The sequence below is a fragment of the Kitasatospora sp. NPDC052868 genome (assembly GCF_044547105.1).
In the GTDB taxonomy this organism is placed as follows: Bacteria; Actinomycetota; Actinomycetes; order Streptomycetales; family Streptomycetaceae; genus Kitasatospora.
Genome location: NZ_JBITZW010000001.1, coordinates 808,353 through 829,815 on the forward strand (window position 1 = coordinate 808,353; position 21,463 = coordinate 829,815).

21 protein-coding genes are annotated in these 21,463 nt (G+C 73.8%); 5 read left to right on the plus strand and 16 right to left on the minus strand.

Going from position 1 to position 21,463, the window contains the following annotated elements:
* Positions 1–17 precede the first annotated feature (17 nt).
* Together ACIGZJ_RS03560 and ACIGZJ_RS03565 are read right to left on the minus strand one after the other, a co-directional pair.
* Positions 18–2,372: a hypothetical protein gene (locus ACIGZJ_RS03560; protein ID WP_396455711.1), complete on the minus strand. Its 2,355-nt coding sequence runs from the start codon at positions 2,370–2,372 to the stop codon at positions 18–20.
* 77 nt (positions 2,373–2,449) lie between these two features.
* Positions 2,450–3,583 (minus strand): hypothetical protein, encoded by a 1,134-nt coding sequence (locus tag ACIGZJ_RS03565; RefSeq protein WP_396455712.1) that lies wholly within the window; start codon positions 3,581–3,583, stop codon positions 2,450–2,452.
* A gap of 37 nt (positions 3,584–3,620) precedes the next feature.
* Here ACIGZJ_RS03565 and ACIGZJ_RS03570 point away from each other — a divergent pair, with 37 nt between their 5' ends.
* Together ACIGZJ_RS03570 and ACIGZJ_RS03575 are read left to right on the plus strand one after the other, a co-directional pair.
* The gene (locus tag ACIGZJ_RS03570; protein WP_396455713.1) at positions 3,621–4,190 is read left to right on the plus strand and encodes a GNAT family N-acetyltransferase; all 570 of its coding nucleotides are present in this window, start codon (positions 3,621–3,623) and stop codon (positions 4,188–4,190) included.
* Between the two features lie 71 nt (positions 4,191–4,261).
* On the plus strand, positions 4,262–4,621 hold the full coding sequence (locus ACIGZJ_RS03575) for a DUF6204 family protein (protein WP_396455714.1): 360 nt from the start codon (positions 4,262–4,264) through the stop codon (positions 4,619–4,621).
* Positions 4,622–4,646: 25 nt separating this feature from the next.
* On the opposite strand, the gene ACIGZJ_RS03580 is transcribed toward ACIGZJ_RS03575, so the two are convergent.
* Together ACIGZJ_RS03580 and ACIGZJ_RS03585 are read right to left on the minus strand one after the other, a co-directional pair.
* Positions 4,647–5,174 carry a DinB family protein gene (locus tag ACIGZJ_RS03580; RefSeq protein ID WP_396455715.1) on the minus strand — a complete coding sequence of 176 codons (528 nt, stop codon included), beginning with the start codon at positions 5,172–5,174 and terminating at the stop codon, positions 4,647–4,649.
* A gap of 67 nt (positions 5,175–5,241) precedes the next feature.
* Positions 5,242–6,105 carry a MurR/RpiR family transcriptional regulator gene (locus ACIGZJ_RS03585; RefSeq protein WP_396455716.1) on the minus strand — a complete coding sequence of 288 codons (864 nt, stop codon included), beginning with the start codon at positions 6,103–6,105 and terminating at the stop codon, positions 5,242–5,244.
* Positions 6,106–6,158: 53 nt separating this feature from the next.
* On the opposite strand from ACIGZJ_RS03585, the gene ACIGZJ_RS03590 reads away from it, so the two are divergent.
* Entirely contained in the window at positions 6,159–7,037 is an 879-nt protein-coding gene (locus ACIGZJ_RS03590; protein WP_396455717.1) for an EamA family transporter, read from the plus strand.
* 76 nt (positions 7,038–7,113) lie between these two features.
* Here ACIGZJ_RS03590 and ACIGZJ_RS03595 read toward each other — a convergent pair whose 3' ends face one another.
* The 7 genes from ACIGZJ_RS03595 to ACIGZJ_RS03625 all read right to left on the minus strand — a co-directional run bounded on the left by ACIGZJ_RS03595 (position 7,114) and on the right by ACIGZJ_RS03625 (position 13,893).
* Positions 7,114–8,190 (minus strand): CU044_5270 family protein, encoded by a 1,077-nt coding sequence (locus ACIGZJ_RS03595; RefSeq protein ID WP_396455718.1) that lies wholly within the window; start codon positions 8,188–8,190, stop codon positions 7,114–7,116.
* Complete coding sequence (locus tag ACIGZJ_RS03600) at positions 8,187–8,819, minus strand: RNA polymerase sigma factor (protein WP_396455719.1); 633 nt, start codon at positions 8,817–8,819, stop codon at positions 8,187–8,189. The genes ACIGZJ_RS03595 and ACIGZJ_RS03600 overlap by 4 nt, the downstream gene beginning before the upstream one ends.
* Before the next feature lie 157 nt (positions 8,820–8,976).
* Positions 8,977–9,555 (minus strand): DUF4291 domain-containing protein, encoded by a 579-nt coding sequence (locus ACIGZJ_RS03605; protein WP_396455720.1) that lies wholly within the window; start codon positions 9,553–9,555, stop codon positions 8,977–8,979.
* Between the two features lie 210 nt (positions 9,556–9,765).
* Positions 9,766–10,860: a WD40/YVTN/BNR-like repeat-containing protein gene (locus tag ACIGZJ_RS03610; RefSeq protein WP_396455721.1), complete on the minus strand. Its 1,095-nt coding sequence runs from the start codon at positions 10,858–10,860 to the stop codon at positions 9,766–9,768.
* A gap of 176 nt (positions 10,861–11,036) precedes the next feature.
* The gene (locus tag ACIGZJ_RS03615) at positions 11,037–12,473 is read right to left on the minus strand and encodes a dihydrolipoyl dehydrogenase family protein (protein ID WP_396455722.1); all 1,437 of its coding nucleotides are present in this window, start codon (positions 12,471–12,473) and stop codon (positions 11,037–11,039) included.
* The gene (locus ACIGZJ_RS03620; RefSeq protein WP_396455723.1) at positions 12,470–12,934 is read right to left on the minus strand and encodes an OsmC family protein; all 465 of its coding nucleotides are present in this window, start codon (positions 12,932–12,934) and stop codon (positions 12,470–12,472) included. Before ACIGZJ_RS03620 ends, ACIGZJ_RS03615 begins: the two co-directional genes overlap by 4 nt.
* A 218-nt stretch (positions 12,935–13,152) precedes the next feature.
* Positions 13,153–13,893, minus strand: a complete 741-nt coding sequence (locus ACIGZJ_RS03625) for an alpha/beta fold hydrolase (RefSeq protein ID WP_396455724.1) — start codon at positions 13,891–13,893, stop codon at positions 13,153–13,155.
* A gap of 108 nt (positions 13,894–14,001) precedes the next feature.
* Between ACIGZJ_RS03625 and ACIGZJ_RS03630 the strand changes: the two genes are divergently transcribed.
* Positions 14,002–14,967 (plus strand): helix-turn-helix transcriptional regulator, encoded by a 966-nt coding sequence (locus ACIGZJ_RS03630; RefSeq protein ID WP_396455725.1) that lies wholly within the window; start codon positions 14,002–14,004, stop codon positions 14,965–14,967.
* 46 nt (positions 14,968–15,013) lie between these two features.
* Here ACIGZJ_RS03630 and ACIGZJ_RS03635 read toward each other — a convergent pair whose 3' ends face one another.
* The 5 genes from ACIGZJ_RS03635 to ACIGZJ_RS03655 form a co-directional block, all read right to left on the minus strand.
* Positions 15,014–15,649 (minus strand): response regulator, encoded by a 636-nt coding sequence (locus ACIGZJ_RS03635; protein WP_396455726.1) that lies wholly within the window; start codon positions 15,647–15,649, stop codon positions 15,014–15,016.
* On the minus strand, positions 15,646–16,926 hold the full coding sequence (locus ACIGZJ_RS03640) for a sensor histidine kinase (RefSeq protein WP_396455727.1): 1,281 nt from the start codon (positions 16,924–16,926) through the stop codon (positions 15,646–15,648). Before ACIGZJ_RS03640 ends, ACIGZJ_RS03635 begins: the two co-directional genes overlap by 4 nt.
* A gap of 20 nt (positions 16,927–16,946) precedes the next feature.
* Positions 16,947–17,687, minus strand: coding sequence for an ABC transporter permease (locus tag ACIGZJ_RS03645; protein WP_396455728.1), 741 nt, complete (start codon positions 17,685–17,687; stop codon positions 16,947–16,949).
* A 1-nt stretch (position 17,688) separates the two neighbouring features.
* Positions 17,689–18,594 (minus strand): ABC transporter ATP-binding protein, encoded by a 906-nt coding sequence (locus tag ACIGZJ_RS03650; protein ID WP_396455729.1) that lies wholly within the window; start codon positions 18,592–18,594, stop codon positions 17,689–17,691.
* A gap of 185 nt (positions 18,595–18,779) precedes the next feature.
* A complete protein-coding gene (locus tag ACIGZJ_RS03655; RefSeq protein ID WP_396455730.1) occupies positions 18,780–20,363 on the minus strand; it encodes an APC family permease in 1,584 nt (527 codons plus the stop codon).
* Between the two features lie 192 nt (positions 20,364–20,555).
* On the opposite strand from ACIGZJ_RS03655, the gene ACIGZJ_RS03660 reads away from it, so the two are divergent.
* On the plus strand, positions 20,556–21,206 hold the full coding sequence (locus ACIGZJ_RS03660; RefSeq protein WP_392928209.1) for a TetR/AcrR family transcriptional regulator: 651 nt from the start codon (positions 20,556–20,558) through the stop codon (positions 21,204–21,206).
* Positions 21,207–21,463 lie beyond the last annotated feature (257 nt).

Here is a 21,463-nt window from a genome sequence, read left to right on the forward strand (position 1 = left end):
GGTGCCCCGGGAGCCGGTTAGGGGTTGTCCGGCCACTTCCCGGGGTGTCCGGCGATCCAGGCGAACTTCTTCGCGTTGACGTGCAGCCGCAGCTGGGAGGGAGGCGGAAGGGAGGAGCGCGAGAACACCTCCCCCCGGTGCAGGTCGCTCATGTCGATGATGGCGCGCATGGACCGCGCGCCGTAGCGGTACCGCGGGATCTCCAGAAACGCGCGGACGACCCCGTAGTCGACGTCCCGTTTCACGTCGGCGATCAGCCCGGCCTTCATGAGGCGCTCCAGGTGCGCGCGGACCAGCAGTGCGCGATGGATGATGCGACTGGGCTCGTCGATGAGCTTGCCGTCCCTCGCGTTCAGTCCGGCGATGTCGAGGTACCCGGACAGCCGGCTGATGAAGTCGGTCGCCTTGGACTCGCGGTAGCCGGGCAGACGGGCCGCCGACCTGAAGTCGTCGAAGCTGTGGAAGGTCCCTCCGGCGAACACGAAGATGGCGCGACCGACGGGGTGCAGTATCTGCCCCTGCTGGAAGCGCCCGTCGTTCATCGGGGCGAGGAAGTACCGGAGCCAGGACAGCCGTTCACCCTGGAATGAGGTGTCGAACTCGTCCCAGAAAACGAGTGGGATCTCGCCGTGGAGGAACCGGTCGCGGACTTGGTGGAGTGCGTCGATCAGATCGTCCGGCTTGGTGAACTGGGAGAGGTTGAATTCCAGCGGATCCAGCGGCGTCGCGCTCCCGTCCCGTTCACTCTGCAGTGATCTGACGACCTCGCTGACGGCGAAGCTCTTGCCGTCGCCGGGAGCACCGAAAACCGCGACCGACCTGGGCCTGGTCTTCGTGTCGTCGTCCCAGTACTCGGTGATGAGCTTGCGCAGGGATCTGAGGCCTTCTATCTCGCTGCGATCTGCGGTGATCAGCCCCCCGAACCTCGCGATCGGGGCATTGTCCAGGGCCTCCGGCCCGTCACGGACGATACGTCCGGCGAGATCGTACGGGTCACCCTTCCGGAGCCTTCTGTCGAGGATCGACCACGGGGTGGACGGCGGCGGGTAGGTGAGGACCGGATCGGGTATCCGCCGGGCCACCCCGATCACAGGCGGACTGGGGGCCTTCCCGGTGCCGGGCGGAGGGGCGTCCGAGATCAGGGGGAAGACGAGCTCCGAACCGCCGTTCGTCGCGAAGCCGTCGTCGATGGCGGCCATGTCCTCCAGAGCCGACCTGATTCCTCTTTCGAGGTGACGGTGCAGCGACCTCGACCTCGCCGTTGGGCCTGGCTTCGGGAGCCGGGCCGGTGGCGGACAGATCGACAGCTCCGCGGCGAGATCGGCGACCAGTGTGGCCCCGTAACCGAACATGTGGCCCTTGCCCTTGCGCTTCCACTGCCACGGCCCCTCCATCAACAGGGTGTCGAAGTAGAGGCTCTTCGCGTCGGGCGGGAAGTCGTCGATCAGCAGGGCGCCCACCGGTCCGAAGGACACGATGAGCCGCTTGCACCTCTTGAGGGTCTTCAGCGCCGGATTTCGTCGGATCTCGGCCAGGACGTCCTGTGCCGATCTCTCCCAGGACAGGTCGGTGCTCACCCCCGCTCCCGCCTCGCGCAGGCCGGTGGCTTTGACCACGACGATCAGCCTGGACGCCAGTTCGCTTCCCGGTCGCTTGAGCTCACGGCCGATCCGGCCCCAGAGGGAGTTCTTCGCTGCGCTGCCGATGGTGGCACAGCCGAGCTTGTAGAGAATCCAGGGAGGATCGGCGTCTCCGAGCGTGAGGATCTCCTCTGCGGCCGCACTGTTGCCGAAACCCAGGCCCGCGTCGTCGACGACCACGACGGCCAGGCGTTGCCTCGCCTTCGGCTTGGCAGGTTTGTTGCTGTATCCACCGAGTTCCTCGGCGTGGGTCACCCCGAAGAACTGGTTTATTCGAAATCTCCGCCAAAGGACTCCATGGGCGTCCGCCGTCCGGGAGACCTCTCGGACGGTGTTGTAGGTGTGGTGGAGTTTATCGGCGTCGCCTACCTCGTTCATGCCCTTGAACGGTGACCGGGCGACCTTGGGGGGTTCTCGCATTTCGCTTGAGTCCAGGCGGTCGACGGACCGCTTCACGATCCTGTGGAGCAGGATCGCTCCCCCGTAGTGCCAGCACGGTATGGTCGGGACCTTGAGCCTTTGGCCGATCTCCGGTAATCCGGTCTCGGGAATCTCGACAGCCCAGTCGATCGTCGGGTCGCCGGTGACGAAGATGACGGGTCGCGTATAGCTGCCCACGGTAATCGCCTCGATGTGGAATTCTCCGGTCGCGTCGATGTGTACGTACGCGCCGGATCCCGGCAGGGAATCCCTGGCAACTCCAGGCTGCGCGCCCCGGCTACGGTACGTCAAGGGCCCCCCGACCCCCTCGGTAGCCAGGAGGCTACGCCCCGATGACGCCCCGTCAGGCACGCCCCGGAATGAAGTGACTACACCTTGTAGTGATGGGCGTCGGCCTTGGCGGGCCGCATCTCCGGGGGCAGTGGCCGGGCGTTCGACAGCTTCACCGCCATGCCGCGGGCGAGGTCGAACGCCGCCACCGGGTCGGGGTGGTCCGTCCACGGCGCCGCGCCGCACCAGCGGCCGATCAGGCGGAACTGCTCCAGCGCCTTCGTGTACAGCCCGGCCCGGCCGCAGTAGTGCGCGAGCAGGTGCCGCATCGTCGGCAGCCGCTCGTCGTCCGCCGGGAGGCCCGCCAGGGCCGCCGAGACCTTCCTCAGCCGCTGCCTCCCCAACTCCCCGTCCAGGACGGTGCCGAGGGTGTTCCGCTTCTCCAGCTCGCTGAGCGCGAACAGGTAGATGCCCGGCAGCGCACTGCCGGCGGGCGCGCGGTCCATGGCGCGCTTGGCGAAGGAGAGCATCTTCTTGTCGGAGCCGAACCACTTGGCGCACCAGTACTGCATGGCCTGCCAGTGCCCCTCGAAGTGGTGCGGGGCGCGTGCGGTCAGCTCGGCCCAGAGCGGCCTGAACTGTGCGGGCTTGTACTGCGCACCGCGTGCCGCCGTCACCATGACCACCCAGGGGGCCGGGTCCTGCGGTGCCAGCAGCGCCGCCCGCTGGGCCGCCTCGATCCCGGCGGGCAGCAGCTCCCGGAACCTCGCCATGTTCGCGGCCGGGACGTCGGGCGCGTACCCGTACCCCCGGATCTCCCAGGCGTTGTGCACCATGTGCTTGGCCTCCAGGACGGCCGCGTCGCAGCTGTCGGGGTCGGCCGTCCGCCAGGATGCCAGCCAGCCGTCGTTCTCCTGCGCGATGCTCGCCAGCAGCTCCAGCCGCGACCACCGCTCGTCCCAGTCCTGCCCGGCCGCCTCCACGTGTGCGGCGGCCGGCCGCCAGTTACCGCCCCAGGCGGCGTCGGCGATGGCCTGGGATTCCCTGCGGCGCTCGACGGATATCGGTGGCCCGCCCCGGGCCGCGGTGAGCCGCTCGCGCGGGACCAGGCCGTAGGCGGCCGGATCGAAGCTGGTCCTGGCCCATTCCGCGCCCTTGGAGCGGCGGGACTTCTTCACGATGAGGATGACGAGAAGGGCCACCAGGGCGGCCAGCGCGTATGTCACGGTCACGGGGGCGAATCATCGCTGGTGGGAGGAGGTGAGCGCAATGAGGAAACGGCTCGCCGAACACCCTTTTCCGTGCAAACATGCCTATGTGGGGACGACACTGCACGGCACTCTGGTGACACTGCGCCCGGCGACCGCCGACGACACCCCGGCCCTGTCGGCGATCCGCGGCACGCCCGAGGTCTATGCCCGCTGGCGCGGCGGCGACGATCTGGCCGACGAGGTCGCCTCCGACCTCGACGACCCGGACACCGAGATCTTCGCGATCGAGCTGGGCGGCCGGGTGGTCGGCGCCATCCAGTGGTACGCCGAGAACGACGACGAGTACCGCCACGCGGGCCTGGACATCTACCTCGATCCGGCCTGCCACGGCCGCGGTGTGGGCACCGACGCCGTCCGGGTGCTGGCCCGCCACCTGATCGACCGGCACCACTACCACCGGCTGATCATCGACCCGGCCGCCGACAACGCGGCGGCGATCCGCTGCTACGAGAAGGTCGGGTTCCGGCCGGTGGGCACGATGCGCCAGTACGAACGCGGTCTCGACGGCACGTGGCACGACGCCCTGTTGATGGACCTGCTCGCCGCCGAACTCGTCCGCGGCGGCTGACCGCGCCGACCACCCGGGTCCGGCACGAAACCCGGTGGAACCGGGCCGCCCCCGCCGTCTATGGTCCGGGGATGAGCACTCGCACCTTCCGGATCACCGTCCGCGGCGTCTTCGACGGGCTCGACGCCGACCAGCGGGCCGAGCTGCAGGCCCGCGCCGCGGACCACGACGTGCTCCACGCGGCCTTCACCCCCGAGGGGCACCTCAGCTACGAGATCGCCGCCCGGTCCGCCTTCACCTTCCGCTTCCTGGACGAGGGCGAGGCGGAGGAGGACATCCTCCTCGCGACCGAGCGCGCCGAGGCCGCGGCCGAGGCCTGGCTGACCGGGCGCGGCTACGGCTACAAGAACCTGCGCTCCCAGGCCGAGGACCTCTCCCAGGCCCCGCTCGGCAAGCGTCAGCGCCGCGAGGCGAGCCGGAACCAGGCCTGACCGGGGCACCCGGCCGCCTGCGGCCTCAGTCGCCCGTCACCCCGTCGGTCCGCTCCCTCAGGAGGTCGGCGTGGCCGTTGTGGCGGGCGTACTCCTGGATCATCATCAGGTAGACCCAGCGCAGGCTGAGCGGCACCCCGCGCGGGGACGTGAACGTCTCGTCGAGCCCGCGCCCCGCCACCGCCGCGTCGCACGCCTCGACCTCGGCCCGGAACAGGCCGAAGTCCCGCTCCGCATCGGCCGGGTGGACGCCGTCGAGCCCCTCGTTGCCGTCCGACGGCCCGGTGAAGACCTCGCCGACGGCCTCGCCCGCGAAGCTCCGGCGGAACCACCACCGCTCCACCTCCGCCATGTGGCGGACCAGTCCGAGCAGGGTGAGGTCCGACGGCTCCACCGTCGCCCGGGCCGGTTGGCCCGGCTCCAGCCCGGCGGCCTTGGCCAGCAGCGTCTGCCGGTGCCAGGTCAGCCAGCCCTCCAGCATCCGGCGTTCGGGCAGCTCGCCCAAGTCGCCCAGCCGGGTGGTGCGCTCGACCCTCGGTGCCGTCCATGTCATGCGCCCAGCCTGCACCGTCGCCCCGGCAGGGCTCAAGCCGGTGCGACCGTGGTCCAGGGCCCGGCCCTCAGTAGGTGTGATCCGCCGTCACGTCCGCCGAGAGGTTGAGGGCCTGCTCGCCCGCCGGGCCGCGCAGCGACTGCAGGGTCAGGGTGAGGGCGTCGACCACGGTGAGGTGGGCCAGGCGGCTGGCGGTGGTCTCCAGGCCGAACACCAAGTCCTGGCCGCCCGCGACGAGGGTGTGGGTGGCGGCCTCGCTCAGCGGGGAGCGGGCGTAGCCGGTGAGGGCGATGACGGCGGCGCCCGCGGCTCGCGCCCGGCGGGCGGCGTCGACGGTGGTCGAGGTGGCGCCGGTGTGGCTGACGGCCACGCAGGCGGCCGTGGCGGGGAGTTGGGCCGCGGCGAGCTGGGCGGTGATCGGGTCGGCGGGGGAGTCGACGAGGATGCCGAGGGCCCGCAGCCGGTAGGCGACGTCCAGGGCCACCGCGCCGGAGAGGCCCGCGCCGACCACCACCACGTGGCTCGCGCCGTGCAGCACGGCGGCCGCCGCCCGCAGGTCGTCGGCGGTGAGCGTGGTGGCGATGCCGTCGAGGGCCTCCCGGGCGGCGCGGACGGTGTCGGCGAGTGCCCGGGCCGCCGGATCCTGCTCCTCGGCCGCCGAGGGGGCCGGGTGCGGGGCCTGCCTGGCCGCCGCGATCTTGAGCTCCTGGTAGCCCCGGAAGCCCAGCCGCTGACAGGCCCGCACCACGGAGGAGGGGGCGGTGCCGGCCAGGGCGGCGACGTCGCTGACGCTCAGGCGCACCAGGTCGACGCCCTTGTCCAGGACGACCTGGGCCACCCGGGCCTCGCTACCGCGCAGGTCGCCGACCCGGGCGCGGATGTGGGCGGCCAGCTGGGACTCCAGTACCGAAAATTCGGAACGCTCTTCCATGGATCTAGGGTAACTTGGAATTCGATTCCAGACCCGTTGGGGGGAGCTTCGCCATGTCCGCACTCGCAGTCCCGTCGCCGGGCGGCACGGTGGCGGTGCCCGCGGTCGTCCTCGTCGCCGCGGTCCTGCACGCCGTCTGGAACGGTCTGGCGCACCGGATCCAGGACAAGCTGGTCGGTTTCGCCCTGATCAACCTCACCTACACCGCCTGCGCGGTCGTCCTGGTCGCGCTGAACCCGTTGCCGGCGGCCGCCGCCTGGCCCTACCTGATCGCCTCGGTGGTGATGCAGGTGACGTCCCAGATACTCCTCCTGCGGGCCTACCAGCTGGGGGACTTCGGGCAGATGTACCCGATCGCGCGCGGCTCCGCGCCGCTGCTGGTGGCCCTGCTCTCGGTGGCGGTGCTCGGCCAGTCCCTCGCCGCCGGGGAACTGCTCGGCGTCGCGGTGATCTCCTGCGGCCTGATCGGTCTCGCCCTCGCCAAGGGCATACCCGGGCGGGCGCAGCTGCCCGCGCTCGGAGCGGCCGCCGGCACCGGCGTGATGATCGCCGGGTACACCGTCCTGGACGGCAGTGGAGTCCGGCACGCGGGTACCGTCGGCGGCTACGTCGCCTGGCTGTTCCTGCTCCAGGGGCCGGTGCTGGCGCTGATCGCCTGGGTCCGGCGGGGCCGCGGACTCGCCACCGGGCTGCGGCCGGTGGCGGGGGTGGGCATCGTCGGCGGGGTGCTGTCGCTGACGGCCTACGGACTGGTGGTCTGGGCGCAGTCCCGGGGCAGCCTGGCGACGGTCGCTGCGCTGCGCGAGACCAGCATCGTGATAGCCGCGCTGATCGCCACGGTGGTCTTCCGTGAGCGGCTCGGCCGGCTGCGGATGACCGCCAGTGCGGCCGTCCTGGCCGGCATCGCCGTCCTGGAGCTCGCCCACCCCTGAGCAGCCACGTCCGGGCCGCAGCTCCGGGCCGCCGCCCGGCCCAGGTCGCTGCAGGCCCGGCCGGACGGGCCCGGCGTCAGGCGGACTGGGAAGGCGTCTGCTTCATGCCGTCCACGATCGCGCGCGCCGTGATGGCCTGGGTGAAGACGACCGTGCCGGGCTTGATCAGGTCGTGGTCTCCGGAACTGCCCTCGACCTGGACGGTGCGCTCCCCGAGGAAGGAGAGCGAGGACTTGTCGAAGATCCACTCGGTGCGCTGGCCGGTCTTCGCCTCGAACCGGGCCACCGCGACCCCGTGCCGGCCGGCGGCGTCGACCGCGTCCTCCACCTGGACCACGCCGGGGATCTTGGAGGCGGCCTTGTAGAGCGCGGCCGAGAGCTGGGAGGAGGGGTGGCTCTCGACGAGCAGGTCGCCGATGGTGGTGAACGCCTCGGCGTCCGGGCCGGGGCCGTGGCCCGCCGTCTCCGTGTAGATCTTCTTCAGCAGGGCGTCAGGGTCGGTGGGGAGGGCGGCCAGGTAGTCGTAGGACGGCGCGTTGAGGTACGGGTCGACCGTGGTGTCCAGGGAGGTGCCGTCCTTGTGCCGCTGATCGATCAGCCAACCCCGGTGGCCGTCCGGCGACTTCCAGCTCCGGCGGGTGTCCAGTCCGTCGCTGACCAGCGAGCTCTTGTCGCCGACCGTCCGCACATAGGTGCCGGCGACCTTCGACTCGATGTAGATGAACTGGCCCGCACCCGCCTTCGGGGCGGGGGTCTCCTGGGCGGCCAGGGAGATCCGGTCGAGCAGCTGGACGACTCCGCGCGCGTCGGAGGCGCCGACGGTGGTGGTCAGGGCGGGGCCGGTGCCGAGGGCGGTGGCCTGCTCCGGGTCGCCGCCGTCGCTCAGGCCGACTCCGGCCAGGACGGCGCCGGTCAGGGCGCAGGCCGCGACGGGCAGGAGGACCGCGCGGCGCAGGAACGGGTTGCGCGGCTTGGGGGCACTGGTCCGAACGGGGTCGGCGGCGGCGTTGTCGAGGTCTTCGTGGATCCGGGCCATCAGGCGCTCCTTGTGGAACTCGTGGCGGCCCGTCGGCAGATCCCGCTCCACGGTCGGCAGGAGCCCATCGGCCTCCGGCCACTCAGCCGGGTGCGGCTGGGAGGGGCTGGCGTTCATCGGTGTCCTTCCGGTACGGGCCGGACCGCTGTCGCGCGGTCGCCGTTTGTCTGTCGGGTACGGCGGGCGGGTTCCCGTTTCTCCGCGGTCAGTTCCGCATGGGCGAGCTTGCGCAGCCTGGTACGGGCGCGGGACAGACGGGAGCGGACGGTCCCGAGGGGAATGCCCAGGGCCTCGGCGGCCTCGGCGTACTCCAGCCCCTCCCACAGACACAGGACCAGGACTTCGCGCTCGGGCCGGCGCAACGAGCCCATGGCGGCGATCGTGACGGCGATCCGGCGCCGGTCGTCGACCTGGCCGGCCACGTCCTCGGCGTGGTCGGGTGTCTCCACCGCCGAAGGGCCCGTCGCGGCGAGTGCGGCGGCCGCGGCGCGGTAGCGCCGGTTGCCGCGGCACTGGTTGCGGGCGAGGTTCGTCGCGACGCCCAGGAGCCAGGGCCGTAGCGACCCTCCTTCGGCGGCCACCTTGTCGCGCAGCCGCCAGGCCTCCATGAACGTCGCCGACATGACGTCCTCGGCGGCCGCCCAGTCCGCGGTGAGGCGGAAGGCGTGGTTGTAGACGGTTCGGGCGTAGCGCTCGAACAGCTCCGCGAAGACGCTCGGGTCCCCGGCCCGTACCCGGGTTCGCATATCTGTGATCACTCCAATGGGCTGTCCGGCACCCGGGAGCGAGTTCCCGTGACGTGCGTCACAACCGAGCCCGCCGCCGCCGTCGGGGGCTCGGGACGTCCTGGCAGGCGGAAGCCCCCGGCAGCCCCGGCAACGCCCCCGCCCCGGGTTCGGAAACCTACCCCGCGCCGGGGAGGAGCCGTCGGCCGGTCGGCTCCGGCAACGGGTAGACCCGCTCCGGCGGAAGCAGGCGCTGCGCCTTCGCGGCCTGCCCGCCCTGGACCAGCTCGGCCACCCGCCGCACCTGCGGAGTGACATCGGTGATCCCGACGACCCACTCCTCGGCGAAGGTCCGGATCAGCCCCCGGCCGACGCCGACCTGGATGCTGTAGTGGTTGAGCGCGGCCCCCCGCAGCGAGCGCTCGGGATCCCACTGGACGTGCACGGCGGCCCGCGCGACCGACGCCGGATCGGAGCTGGTCAGCACGGCCTGGGAGAGCGCCTCCTCCCACCCCTCCCGGGTGATCCGGACGGCGAGGACGCGCTCCTGTCCGGCCTTCCGGGCCCAGTTGCTGCGGTGCATCAGCCAGCGGAACGAGGGCTTGATCCAGGTCATCCGGTTGAAGGAGAACGGCGGGACGAACCGCTGCGCCCGGACCGCCGGATCGGCCACGGCGGGCGGGTACGCCTGGTAGACCACGATCGACCGGGCGTCGTGGTCGGCACGGACCTGGTACAGGGCTGGCTGGGCTGACATGCAGCGCACCCTGCCAGCCGACGCGCGCCCCTGGCGAGCCGTTTTCCCCCGGCCACCTGCCCCGCCACCTGCCCGGCCGTCAGCCCACAGCGGCACCACAGCGGCACCCGCAGTGAGGCCCCACAGTGACACCCCCGCAATGACACCCCCGCAATGACACCCCCGGAGCGGCCGCCGGCACCAACGCCCGCGCCCGCTCCGGGGGGTGCCTCACCCCACCACGGCCGCCCGCACGCACAGGACGTCCGGCAGGTGGGAGATCAGCAGCGACCAGCTCTCGCCCTCGTCGGGGCTGGCGTAGACGTCGCCCGTCCGGTTGCCGAAGTAGATGCCGGCCGGGTCGGCGTCGTCGGTGCGCAGGGCGTCGCGCAGGACGACGCCGTAGTGGTCCTCGCCGGGCAGGCCCTTGGCGAGCGGGTGCCAACTGGCGCCCGCGTTCTCGGTGCGGTAGATGCGGCAGCGGTGGTCCGGCGGCATGCGGTCCCCGGAGCCGCCGAGCGGGAAGAGGTAGGCGGTGTCGGCCCGGCGCGGGTGGGCGGCGACGGCGAAGCCGAAGTCGGCGGGCAGCCCGTCGGTGACGAACTGCCAGCTCAGGCCCGCATCGTCGCTGCGGTAGACGCCACCGTGGTTCTGCAGGTAGAGGCGGTCCGGGTTGACGGCGTCCGGGGCGATCTTGTGCACGCACTGGCCGAACTCCGGGTACTGGCTCTCCTCCGGCAGGAACTCCGCCCGCAGCCCGGTGTTGGACGGCTCCCAGGTGCCGCCGCCGTCCTTGCTCCGGTAGACGCCGCCACTGGAGATCGCGACCACCAGCCGCTCGGCGTCGCGCGCGTCGGTGAGGATGGTGTGCAGCCCCTGGCCGCCGTAGCCGGCACCCCACTCGGTCCGCTGAGGGTGCTCCCAGAGCGACTCGACCAGCGCGAAGCTCTCGCCGCCGTCCTCCGAGCGGAACAGCGCCGCGGGTTCGGTGCCCGCGTAGACCACACCGGGCGCCTCGTCCCCGGCCGGCTGGAGCTGCCAGACCCGGGTGAGCGAGGCGCCGGTGTGCTCGGGGAAGCGGATGGCGGGTTTCGGCGGCTCGTACCAGCTCGCGCCGAGATCGTCGGAGCGCCAGACCGCGGGCCCCCAGTGGCTGCTGTCGGCGCCGACCAGCAACCGGACCCGGCCGGCCCGGCGGTCGATGGAGACGGAGTAGATCGCGTTCATCGGGAAGTGCGGCCCGCTGAACTCCCAGTTCAGCCGGTCGCGGCTACGGCCGAGAAAGAGCCCCTTCTCGGTTCCGACGGCCAACAGCACCTCGGTCATGCCACACACCACCTGGTCGGTAAAACGGCCCCCGCCGGGACAACCCCTCCGTCGGCCAGTCTCCCTCCAACGGCCCCGTGCCAACCCCCCGCCGCGCCGGTCGCCCCGCCGCGCCGGTCACCCGGCCCGGCGGGGCGGCCGACCCAGGAGGCCCGGCACCCGGCGCCCGGCAGGCGTCAGCCCCGGCACCCCTCCAGCAGGCGGAGCCACACCTCGCTGATCGTCGGGTACGCCGGCACCGCGTGCCAGAGCCGGTCGATCGGCACCTCGCCGACCACCGCGATGGTCGCCGAGTGCAGCAGCTCCGCGACGCCCGGCCCGACGAAGGTCGCGCCGATCAGCAGCTGGCGGTCCAGGTCGAAGACCACCCGGGCCCGGCCCCGGTAGTCGTCGCCGTAGAGCGAGGCCCCGGCGACCGCGCCGAGGTCGTGGTCCACCGTCCTGACCCGCACGCCCGCCCGCTCGGCGGCGGCCAGGGTCAGCCCGACCGCCGCGACCTCCGGTTCGGTGAAGACGACCTGCGGGGCGCCGGCGCTGTCGGCCGAGGCGGCGTGCGCGCCCCACCGCGCGGTGTCCAGCGTCCGCCCCTCGGCCCGGGCGACGATCGCCGCGCCCGCGATCCGGGCCTGGTACTTGCCCTGGTGGGTGAGCAGCGCACGGTGGTTGACGTCCCCGGCCGCGTACAGCCAGTCGCCGTCGACCCCGAGCACCGTGCAGCTGTCGTCGACGTCCAGCCAGCCGCCGGGCTTCAGACCGACCTGCTCCAGCCCGACGTCGGCGGTGCGCGGCGCCCGCCCGGTCGCGTACAGCACCTCGTCGGCGGTCAGCCGCTCGCCGTCCTCCAGGACCAGCACCACCCCGGCGCCGTCCACCCGCTCCAGCGAGGCCACCGAGGCCCCGAACCGCAGCTCCACCCCGGCCGCGCGCAGCCCGTCCGCGACCAGCTCGCCCGCGAAGGGCTCCATCCGGGGCAGCAGAGCGTCGCCGCGCACCAGCACGACGACCTCCGCGCCGAGCGCCCGCCAGGCGGTCGCCATCTCCACGCCGACCACGCCGCCGCCGACCACCGCGAGCCGGCCGGGCACCGCGGGGGCCCCGGTCGCCTCGCGGTTGGTCCACGGCCGGGCCTCGGCCAGACCGGGGACGCCCTCCGGCAGCACCGGCCGGCTGCCGGTGCAGACGGCGACGGCGTGCCGGGCGGTGAGCACCCGCTCGCTGCCGTCCTCCGCCTCGACCGTGACCGTCCGCTCGCCGGCCAGCCGGCCGTGCCCGCGGACCAGGTCGATCCCGGTGTCGCGCAGCCACTTCACCTGGCCGTCGTCCTGCCAGTGCGAGGCGAAGGAGTCGCGCCGGGCCAGCACGGCCGCGGCGTCCAGCCCGCCGCCGACCGCCTCCCGCGAACCGGCCACCGCCCGGGCGTCGGCCAGCGCGGCCACCGGGCGCAGCAGCGCCTTGCTCGGCATGCAGGCCCAGTACGAACACTCGCCGCCGACCAGTTCGGCCTCGACGATCACCGTGCGCAGCCCGGCGGCGGCGGTCCGGTCGGCGACGTTCTCGCCGGTCGGGCCCGCACCCACCACAATGACGTCGTACTCCTCCGGTGTGGTCGTCACGCGTGGTCCTCCGTGGTCTCGATCGCGACCCCGGCCCGCAGGGCGAGGGTGACGGGTGTGCGCTCGCAGATGTCGAGCAGCCGGGCGCGCTGGTCCGCGTCGAGCGCGCCGGTGAGGGCGACCCGGCGGGAGATCCGGCCGGTGCTCCCGTTCGTCTCGTATCCGAGCCTGACCCGGACGGCCTCCAACGGCCACTCCTTGCGCGCCGCGTACATCCGCAGGGTGATGGCGGTGCACGAGCCGAGCGAGGAGAGCAGCAGGGCGAACGGCTCCGGGCCGCTGTCCGCTCCGCCCCGGCGCTCCGGCTCGTCGGCGGTCAGCTGGTGGGTGCCCGCCTTGATCTCCACGTGGAAGGGCACGGTGGTGGCGCTGCCGGTCACCAGGGCGGTGGTGACGCGTCGGAACTCCGCTGCGCCCGCGGCCCTCTCGGTGGTCGTTGCGCCGGTCGGGGTCTGGCTCATGGCGGGCACGCCTCGCTCTCGTTCGTGGTGTCGCGCGGCGCCGGATCCGCGGCGCCGTGCCCATCCTGCGCCGTCCGGGCTACCGGGCGCAGCCGAACACGCGGTCGAACACGCACGTGGACGGCAAGGCGCCCGACAGGGCGGCCCGGCGTGATGCCCGGGCCGCCCTACGGCCGCCGCCCCCCGGCCGTCACTGCGGGGCCGTCACTGCGGGGCCGTCACTGCGCGGCGAGCTCCGCCAGCAGCGCGGCGGTGTCCTCCGGGCGGGAGAACATCGGCCAGTGGCCGGTCCGGAGTTCGCGCAGCTCCCACTCCGGCCCGGCGAGCGGCGCGAAGTACGGGTGGCCGCTCGCGATCATGCCCCGGACCTGCTCCAACGGGAAGGAGCAGGAGATCAGGGCCTTCGCCAGCCCGTCCCCCCGGCCGGTCAGCCGCAGCGGTTGGGCGAACCCGCCGGCGGGCTGGTCGGTGGCGTGCTCGCGGATCCGGGCGAGGGTGGCCTCGTCCAGGCCGTCGAGGGGCGCCCCGGACGCGGCCAGCTCCGCCCAGGACGGCATCGGGTAGCGCCAGCCGTCGACCACGGAGGCCTCGGCGCGGGCGCGGTACTCCGGCTCCCACAGGTCGCGCAGCGCGGCGCCGTCGGTCAGCGGGCCGCTGTCGAGGTAGACGACCCGGCGGATCCGCTCGGGCATCCGGTCGGCGGCGCCGGTGACGGGGGCGCCGCCGCCGCTGTGGCCGACCAGCACGACGTCCCAGAGGTCCTCGCGGGTCAGCAGGTCGGTGAGGTCGGCGATGTGGGTGTCCAGGTCGACCGCGGGCCCGCCCTCGCCGGAGCGCTCGGCGACACCGGTGAGGGTGACCGGGTGCACGGTGTGTCCGGCGGCGCGCAGCGGCTCGGCCACCGCGTCCCACGCCCAGGCGCCGAGCCAGTAACCGGGGACGAGTACGAACGTGCTCATGGGGGGCGCTCCTTGGTAGGCGGAACCGTCACGAACGACTCTAGGATCGAATCCGGACAGATCCCGCCCGGATAACCGGCGTGGCAAAAGCAGGTGGAAGGAGGCGCCGTGGACCACCCGGTCAGCCGGGTCCTCGCCCTGCTCGAACTGCTCCAGGCCCGGCCGGGACTCACCGGCGCCGAACTCGCCGAGCGGCTGTCGGTGGACGAGCGCACCGTCCGCCGCTACACCGCCCGCCTGGTGGACCTCGGCATCCCGGTGCAGGCCGACCGCGGCCGCTACGGCGGCTACCGCCTGCTCCCCGGGTACCGGCTGCCGCCGCTGATGCTCACCGGGGACGAGGCCGCCTCGGTGGTCCTCGGGCTGCTGGCCGGGCGCAGCTCGGGGCTGTCGGTGGGGGAGCAGGCCGCGGAGTCGGCGCTCGCCAAGATCCAGCGGGTGCTGCCCCCGCAGCTGCGCGAGCGCGTCGCGGCGGTCGAGCAGACCCTAGGACTGACCGCCGCGCCCGCGGCCGGGCCCAGTCCGGCCGCGGCCGCGCTGTTCGCCCTCGCCGAGGCGGCCCGCCGCCGGCGCCGGGTCCGGCTCGCCTACCGGGACCGTACGGGCGAGCCCAGCGAGCGCGAGTTCGACCCGTACGGGCTGGTCTTCCACTCCGGCCGCTGGTACACCACCGGGCTGGACCACCGCAGCGGCGAGCTGCGCACCTTCCGGCTGGACCGGATCGAGGCCGCCGAGCCCCGCGCGACCGCATTCGAGCCGCCGGAGGACTTCGACCCGGTCCAGCGGGTGGTGGAGTCGCTGGCCGCGGTGCCGTGGACGCACGAGGTGGAGGTGGTGCTGACGACCACCCTCGCCGAGGCCCGGCAGCGCATCCCGCCCACCGCCGGGACGCTCACCGGGACGGACGACGGATTGGTCCTGCTGCGGGCCCGGGCGCAGCGCCTCGACGGCATGGCGATGATGCTGGCCGGCCTCGGCTGGCCGTTCGCCATCCGCCGGCCGGACGCCCTGCGCGAGGAGGTCCGGGCGCTCGCCGCCCGCCTCACGGGGTGGAGCGACCCGGACGACCGGTGAGGCGGCCGGGCTGACGGTATGACGGTATGGCGGATCACCCCGGACGTCAGCCGAGGATGCCGCGGTCGTAGGCGGTGGCCACCGCCGCGGCGCGGTCCTTGACGCCGAGCTTGCCGTAGATGTGCGTGAGGTGGCTCTTCACCGTGGCCTCGCTGATGAACAGGACGGCGGCCATCTCGCGGTTGGAGGTGCCCTTGGCGACCAGGCGCAGGATCTCGCCCTCGCGGGCGCTCAGGGCGGCGCTGCGGGGCGACCGTACGCGGGACACCAGGCGGGCGGCGATGGCGGGGGACAGCACCGTGCGGCCTTCGGCGGCGGCGCGCACGGCGGTGAACAGCTCGTCGCGGGGGACGTCCTTGAGCAGGTAGCCGGTGGCCCCGGCCTCGATCGCGGGGATGGTGTCGTGGTCGGTGTCGTAGGTGGTGAGCACCAGCACCCGGCAGCGCGGGCAGCGGCGCGCCAGCTCCCTGATCGCCTCGACTCCGCCGCCGCCGGGCATCCGGAGGTCCATCAGGACCACGTCCGGGTCCAGCCGTTCGGCCAGGGCGACCGCCGTGACGCCGTCGGCGGCCTCGCCGAGGACCTCGAAGCCGGCACCGGAGGCGGCGAAGATGCCGAGCAGTCCGTGCCGCACGACGGGGTGGTCGTCGACGATCAGCAGGGTGATGGGCGGTTCGGTCATGGCGCACCAACAGTACGGTCATGGCGCACCAGCGGTACGCGGGCCGAGACGGCGGTGCCGGTGCCCGGCTCCGACTCGACCTCGACGGCGCCCGCCACGCGCTCGGCCCGGGCGCGCATGCCGTCGAGCCCGAAACCGCCGTGCGCACCGCGCGCGGGCGGGTGCAGCGGGTCGAAGCCGCGGCCGTCGTCGCGGACGTCCAGGTTCACCTCCTCGTCGAAGTAGGACAGGGTGACGCCGACCCTGGTGGCGTGCGCGTGCCGGCCGGCGTTGGCCAGTGCCTCCTGGGCGATGCGGAGCAGGGCGGCCTCGATCTCGTGGTGCAGCGGCTCCACGGGGCCGGTGACGGTGAAGTCGGCCCGTACGCCGGTCGATTCGGACCAGGCCGCCACGATGGTCCGCAGCGCCTCGGGCAGCGCCTCGTGCTGCAGCGGGGCCGGGCCGAGGTCCTGGACCGAGCGGCGCGCCTCGCCGAGGCTCTGCCGGGCCAGCGCGGCCGCCCGTCCGACGTGGTCCCGGGCGGTGGCGGGCGTCGAACTGTCGGCCGCCGCCTGGAGTTGGGTGACGATGCCGGCCAGCCCCTGGGCGATGGTGTCGTGGATCTCGGCGGCGAGCCGGCGGCGCTCGTCGTGGACGCCCGCCTCCCTGGCCTGGACGACGAGTTGGGCGTGCAGGCCCGCGTTCTCCCGCAGCGCCTCCGCCAACCGGGCGTTGGCGTACTGCAGTTCCGCGATGGTGTCGGTCTTGGCCCGGGCGCTCTCGCCCTCCCTGACCGAGAAGTGGTGGAGCAGCAGGGCGATCGAACCGCTGACCGCGTAGACCGCCGCGAAACCGGCCCACTGGGCGGGGCCGTTCAGCGGGGGGCCGCCGACGCTGACGGCGGACATCGGCACGGCCGTGGCGAGCAGGCCGACGCGGGCCAGGCGGGCGGGCAGCCAGCGGACGGCGTCGTAGTACCCGATCACCGCGTAGACGAGGAAGGCCGGGGTCAGCCAGCAGAGCGCGAAGGAGAGCACGTACCGGATGGCGTAGTACGCCTGACCCGCCGCCCCTGCACCTGCTGCCCCTGGACCCGCCGCCCCGGGGGCCGTCCGGTGCCACCACAGGTGCAGCGCTAGCGCGGCGCCCACCAGCGCCACCGCCCCGTACGGCCCGCCGGGCCCTCCGAGGTCGGCGTTGGCCGCCGCCCCCGCGGAGGCGATGCCCAGCAGGAGGTACGGGGACCACCGGTAGAACTGCTCCCAGCGGACGTCCACGGCCACCGCGTCGTGCGTCATGGGGCCATTCTCCGAGTCGGTCACTCCCAGCGGAACCAACGGGCGGCGGTGGCGACCAGGAGGAGCGTCCACAGCACCGTCACCCCCAGCAGGGACCAGTCGGGCCAGTCGCCGCGCATCGCCTGGTCGAGCGCCCGGGCGCCTGCCCCGAACGGGGTGAACCCGAGGACGCGCCGGGCGGTCTCCGGCAGCACCTGGACCGGTCCCCACAGCCCCGCGGAGACGGCCAGCGGGAAGAAGGCGACCGTGGCGGCCGTGGTGGCGAGCCTGGTGTTCGGGGCGAACGCGGCGAGGACCGTCCCCAGCGCGAGCGCCACCAGGGCGGCCAGCGCGAGGGCCACGGTGTAGCCGGGCAGGTGCCGCGGGAGCGCCACGCCGTGGACGAGCCGGCCGACGGCGACCACCAGGACGGCGGAGCCGAGCGCGACGACGGTGTGGAGGACGATCTGTGCCGTCAGCAGGGTGAGCGGCCGTACCGGCGTGGTGGACATCCGGCGCAGGATCCCCTGCTCCCGGTAGCCGACCAGGAACCCCGGCATGACCTGGGTGCCGGACATGATCACGGCGAGCAGCACCAGCACGGGGACGTAGGCGTCCACCATGCGCAGCCCGCCGAGCGCCGGGTCGGGCGTGCGGAAGGCCGGCAGCAGGCCGAGGACGGTCAGCAGCAGGGTCGGGAAGGCCACGACCCAGAACACCCCCGCACGGTGGCGGCCGATGAGGCGGGCCTCGGCCCGCAGCACGGCGGTGGACGCGGACATCTCAGACCCCCCGTTCGGTGAGCCGGAGGAAGGCGTCGTCCAGCGTGGGGTTCGCGATCCGGAGCCGGTGCGCCGTGATCCCGTGCCCGGCGAGCAGGGCGATCAGCGCCGCGACCGTCTCGTCCGTGCCGCACACGCTCACCCGGCCGTCCTCGGCGTGCCGCACGGACACCGCGGCGGGGAGCGCGGCCAGGTCGAGGCCGTCGACCGGGCGGGAGGGGGTGAAGGTGACGACCGTGGCGCCGTCGGTGCGGCGGATCAGCCCGGCGGGTGTGTCGAGCGCGACGACCCCGCCCGCGTCGAGGACGGCGATCCGGTCGCAGAGGTGCTGGGCCTCCTCCATGAAGTGGGTGACCAGCAGGACGGTCACGCCGGACTCCCGCACGTCCTCGATCAGCTTCCAGGTGTCGCGCCGGGCGCGCGGGTCGAGGCCCGTGGTCAGCTCGTCGAGCACCACGACCCGGGGGGCGCCGATGAGGGCGAGCGCGATGGACAGGCGCTGGCGCCGGCCGCCGGAGAGCGCGCCGAAGCGGGCGCCGAGCCGGTCGGCCAGGCCGAGCCGTTCGGCCAGCGGCCGCCAGTCGGCCGGGGCCGGGTAGAAGGCGCTGTAGAGCTGCAGCGCCTCGCGGACGGTCAGGTTCTCCTGCAGCGCGCTCTGCTGGAGCTGCACGCCGAGGATCCGGGTGACGTCCTGACGCTCGGTGAGCGGGTCGAGGCCGGCCACCCGTACCCGCCCGGAGTCGGGGGTCCGCAGCCCCGCGACGCACTCGACCGTGGTCGTCTTGCCTGCGCCGTTCGGGCCGAGCACGCCGAAGATCTCGCCTTCCTCGACGGCGAAGGACACCCCGTCGACCACGGGCCGGCCCCCGTAGGACTTGCGCAGTCCGGTGACTTCGATGATGGGCATGGCCCGATGATCACGGGCCGGGCCCCGGCCCCGCATCGCCCATCGCGCTTGAGCGGGCATCCGCCGATCGGCTGATGCGGGCCGTCCGACCCGCGGGGCCCGGAGCCGGCGTGTGATCCGGCCGGCCGACGCGCCCGGGGCCCGGATCAGGCCTTCCGACCTGCCCGGGCCCGGATCCGGGCGGGTCAGTGCACCGCCGGGGCGAGCTCGTCGCCGGGCCGCTCGCTGAAGGCGCCGTCCCGCATCAGCCGCTGCGGCCGCCGGACCAGCAGGTAGCCGAGGCCGGCCAGGCCGACCAGGCCGACACCGAGCAGGGCCGCCCACACCTGGTACCAGGGCGCGCCGGGCGGGGCGAGGATGGCCCGCGGCCAGCAGATGTTGACCACCTCCAGCCCCGTCCAGAGCACCGCGAGGGCGTTGACCACCGTCCCGGCCCGGCCGTAGGAGACCTCGCCGGACGGTCGCCAGGTGCCGCGCAGCCGGGCGGCCAGGGCGGCGACGCTGAGCAGGAAGAACGGCAGGAAGGTGGCGGCCGTGCCGAAGGTGATCAGGCTGCCCATCGCGGTGGCCTCCAGCCCGAGCGGCAGCGCGGCCGCGCTGACCACGGTGGCCGCGACCAGTCCGCCGATCGGCGCCTTGTGCCGGTTGACCCGGCGGACCTGGGCGGAGAACGGGAAGACGCCGTCGCGGGCCAGCGAGTAGAGGCCGCGTGCGGCGCCGCCCTGGGAGGCCATCAGACAGGCGGTGAAGGAGATCAGCACGACCACCACGAAGGGCTTGGCCGACCAGTCGCCGAAGGCGGTGGTGACGGCGGTGGTGACCGGGTCGAGGTCCTGGCCGGCGACCACCGCGGCCGGGTCGGGGTGGGCGAGCGCGACCGAGACGGCGTTCAGGATGACGACCACGCCGACGCTCAGCAGCGCCCACCACATCGCGCGCGGCACCTGGCGGCCGGCGTCCCTGGTCTCCTCCGCGGTGGAGACACAGGCGTCGAAGCCGATGAACGCCCAGCCGCCGACGGCGACCACGGCCAGGAAGGCGGCCCCGGTGGAGACCCCGGCGGTGGCGGGGGCGTCCAGGAGGTCGGTCAGCAGGCCGAAGCCGTGCACCCGGAAGAACAGCAGCAGGGCGAAGCCGACCAGCACCGAGGCGATCAGCTCGGCGGCGATGCCGAGCGAGACGAACCAGCGCAGCAGGTTGATGCCGTAGGCGTTGACCAGGGTGCAGAACAGCATGAACAGCACCGAGACCAGCACCAGCCGGGCGGGTGTCGGGGTCAGCCCGAACAGGGCGAAGAACCAGGGCGAGGCCAGGTAGGCGACGGTGGTGTTGGCGAACATCACGGCGAACTGCCACATCCACCCGGTGAGCCAGGCGAAGGTCGGGCCCGCCAGCCGCCTGCTCCACTGGTACGCGCCGCCGGCCAGCGGCCACTGGGAGGCGAGTTCGGAGTAGACCGCCACCACCAGCATCTGGCCGAGCAGGCACACCGGCAGCGCCCACACCCAGGCGCCGCCGGCCACGCTCAGGCCGACCTGGCTGACGGCGTACAGGCCGACGACGGGGGAGACGACGGCGAATCCCATCGAGATGTTGCCGAGGACGCCCAGACTGCGGCGCAGCTCCTGGCGGTAGCCGAGGGCGGCGAGCCGGTCGGCGTCGCCGACCGCGCCCGGAGCCCCGCCCGCAGGCCCGGGTGCGGTCCCGTTCGGGGTGGTCGTGGGGCCGGGGCCCGTGCTGGTCCCGGATCTCGGGGGGTTCTCGGTCATGCTGCGGTCCGCCTTCCCGCCGTGCGGGGGGAGGCCCGCCACGGAAAACTAACTTTGTTAGTTCGGGACCGTAGCCCGTGCCCCCCGGGCAGGGGAAGAGCCGACACCAGGCTGTAATAACGTGGGGCGACGCAGGGGCTTAAGGTCCTGTCCGGAAAGGGCCTGACAGTGGGCGGCGAGGGGCGGAGCACCGTGGGACGACCGAGCAGGGCGCTGCTGAGCAGGGAGATCATCGCCAGGGCCGCCCTCGACGTGGTCGACGAACAGGGCCCGGACGGCCTCACCATGCGCACCCTCGCCGACCGGCTGGGCGTCAAGGCGGCCTCGCTCTACAACCATACGAGCGGCAAGGACGAGCTGATCGACGCGCTCGCCGAACTCGTCAACGCCGAGATCGACCTCGAACCGCTCACCCGGACCGGAGACGCCGACTGGAGGGACGGCGTCGCCGCCTACGCCCGCGGGTACCGCGCGGTCTTCCTGCGCCACCCGAACACCATCGCGCTGCTCGCCCGCCGCCGGGTCGAGGCGGAGCGTCAACTGCTGGGCTACGACACCCTGCTCGGGGCCCTCGGCCGGGCCGGTCTCGGGCCTGCCGACGCCGCCGAGGCGGCCGCCGCGCTCGACTACCTGGTGCTCGGCTCGGCGCTGGAGACCTTCACCGCCGGGTTCACCCGCGGCTCGGCCGACTACCGCCCCCGCTACCCGGCCCTGGCCGGGGCGCTGGAGGCCTCCGCCGAACGCGGCGGCGCACCCGGTGCGGGGGCGTCCGGCCTGGACGAGCGGGGCTTCGAGCTCGCCCTGCGGCTACTCCTCGACGGCCTCGCGGCGCGCACGCCCTGAGGCGTACCGCTTGGGACGTACCGCCTGAGACGCACCCGCTGAGGCCGGTGTGAGAACGCGCGCGGCGGGGGGGGGGGGGGGGGGGGGGGGGCGCCCCCCCCCCCCCCCCCCCCCCCCCCCCCCCCCCCCCCCCCCCCCCCCCCCCCCCCCCCCCCCCCCCCCCCGCCCCCCCCCCCCCCCCCCCCCCCCCCCCCCCCCCCCCCCCCCCCCCCCCCCCCCCCCCCCCCCCCCCCCCCCCCCCCCCCCCCCCCCCCCCC

What these genes read in the sequence shown, in the direction of transcription:
- ACIGZJ_RS03570 (WP_396455713.1), top strand. Translation starts at nt 3,621, where the DNA reads ATGAGGAAACGGCTCGCCGAACACCCTTTTCCGTGCAAACATGCCTAT.
- ACIGZJ_RS03575 (WP_396455714.1), top strand. Translation starts at nt 4,262, where the DNA reads ATGAGCACTCGCACCTTCCGGATCACCGTCCGCGGCGTCTTCGACGGG.
- ACIGZJ_RS03580 (WP_396455715.1), bottom strand. Translation starts at nt 5,174, where the DNA reads ATGACATGGACGGCACCGAGGGTCGAGCGCACCACCCGGCTGGGCGAC.
- ACIGZJ_RS03585 (WP_396455716.1), bottom strand. Translation starts at nt 6,105, where the DNA reads ATGGAAGAGCGTTCCGAATTTTCGGTACTGGAGTCCCAGCTGGCCGCC.
- ACIGZJ_RS03590 (WP_396455717.1), top strand. Translation starts at nt 6,159, where the DNA reads ATGTCCGCACTCGCAGTCCCGTCGCCGGGCGGCACGGTGGCGGTGCCC.
- ACIGZJ_RS03595 (WP_396455718.1), bottom strand. Translation starts at nt 8,190, where the DNA reads ATGAACGCCAGCCCCTCCCAGCCGCACCCGGCTGAGTGGCCGGAGGCC.
- ACIGZJ_RS03600 (WP_396455719.1), bottom strand. Translation starts at nt 8,819, where the DNA reads ATGCGAACCCGGGTACGGGCCGGGGACCCGAGCGTCTTCGCGGAGCTG.
- ACIGZJ_RS03605 (WP_396455720.1), bottom strand. Translation starts at nt 9,555, where the DNA reads ATGTCAGCCCAGCCAGCCCTGTACCAGGTCCGTGCCGACCACGACGCC.
- ACIGZJ_RS03610 (WP_396455721.1), bottom strand. Translation starts at nt 10,860, where the DNA reads ATGACCGAGGTGCTGTTGGCCGTCGGAACCGAGAAGGGGCTCTTTCTC.
- ACIGZJ_RS03620 (WP_396455723.1), bottom strand. Translation starts at nt 12,934, where the DNA reads ATGAGCCAGACCCCGACCGGCGCAACGACCACCGAGAGGGCCGCGGGC.
- ACIGZJ_RS03625 (WP_396455724.1), bottom strand. Translation starts at nt 13,893, where the DNA reads ATGAGCACGTTCGTACTCGTCCCCGGTTACTGGCTCGGCGCCTGGGCG.
- ACIGZJ_RS03635 (WP_396455726.1), bottom strand. Translation starts at nt 15,649, where the DNA reads ATGACCGAACCGCCCATCACCCTGCTGATCGTCGACGACCACCCCGTC.
- ACIGZJ_RS03640 (WP_396455727.1), bottom strand. Translation starts at nt 16,926, where the DNA reads ATGACGCACGACGCGGTGGCCGTGGACGTCCGCTGGGAGCAGTTCTAC.
- ACIGZJ_RS03645 (WP_396455728.1), bottom strand. Translation starts at nt 17,687, where the DNA reads ATGTCCGCGTCCACCGCCGTGCTGCGGGCCGAGGCCCGCCTCATCGGC.
- ACIGZJ_RS03650 (WP_396455729.1), bottom strand. Translation starts at nt 18,594, where the DNA reads ATGCCCATCATCGAAGTCACCGGACTGCGCAAGTCCTACGGGGGCCGG.
- ACIGZJ_RS03655 (WP_396455730.1), bottom strand. Translation starts at nt 20,363, where the DNA reads ATGACCGAGAACCCCCCGAGATCCGGGACCAGCACGGGCCCCGGCCCC.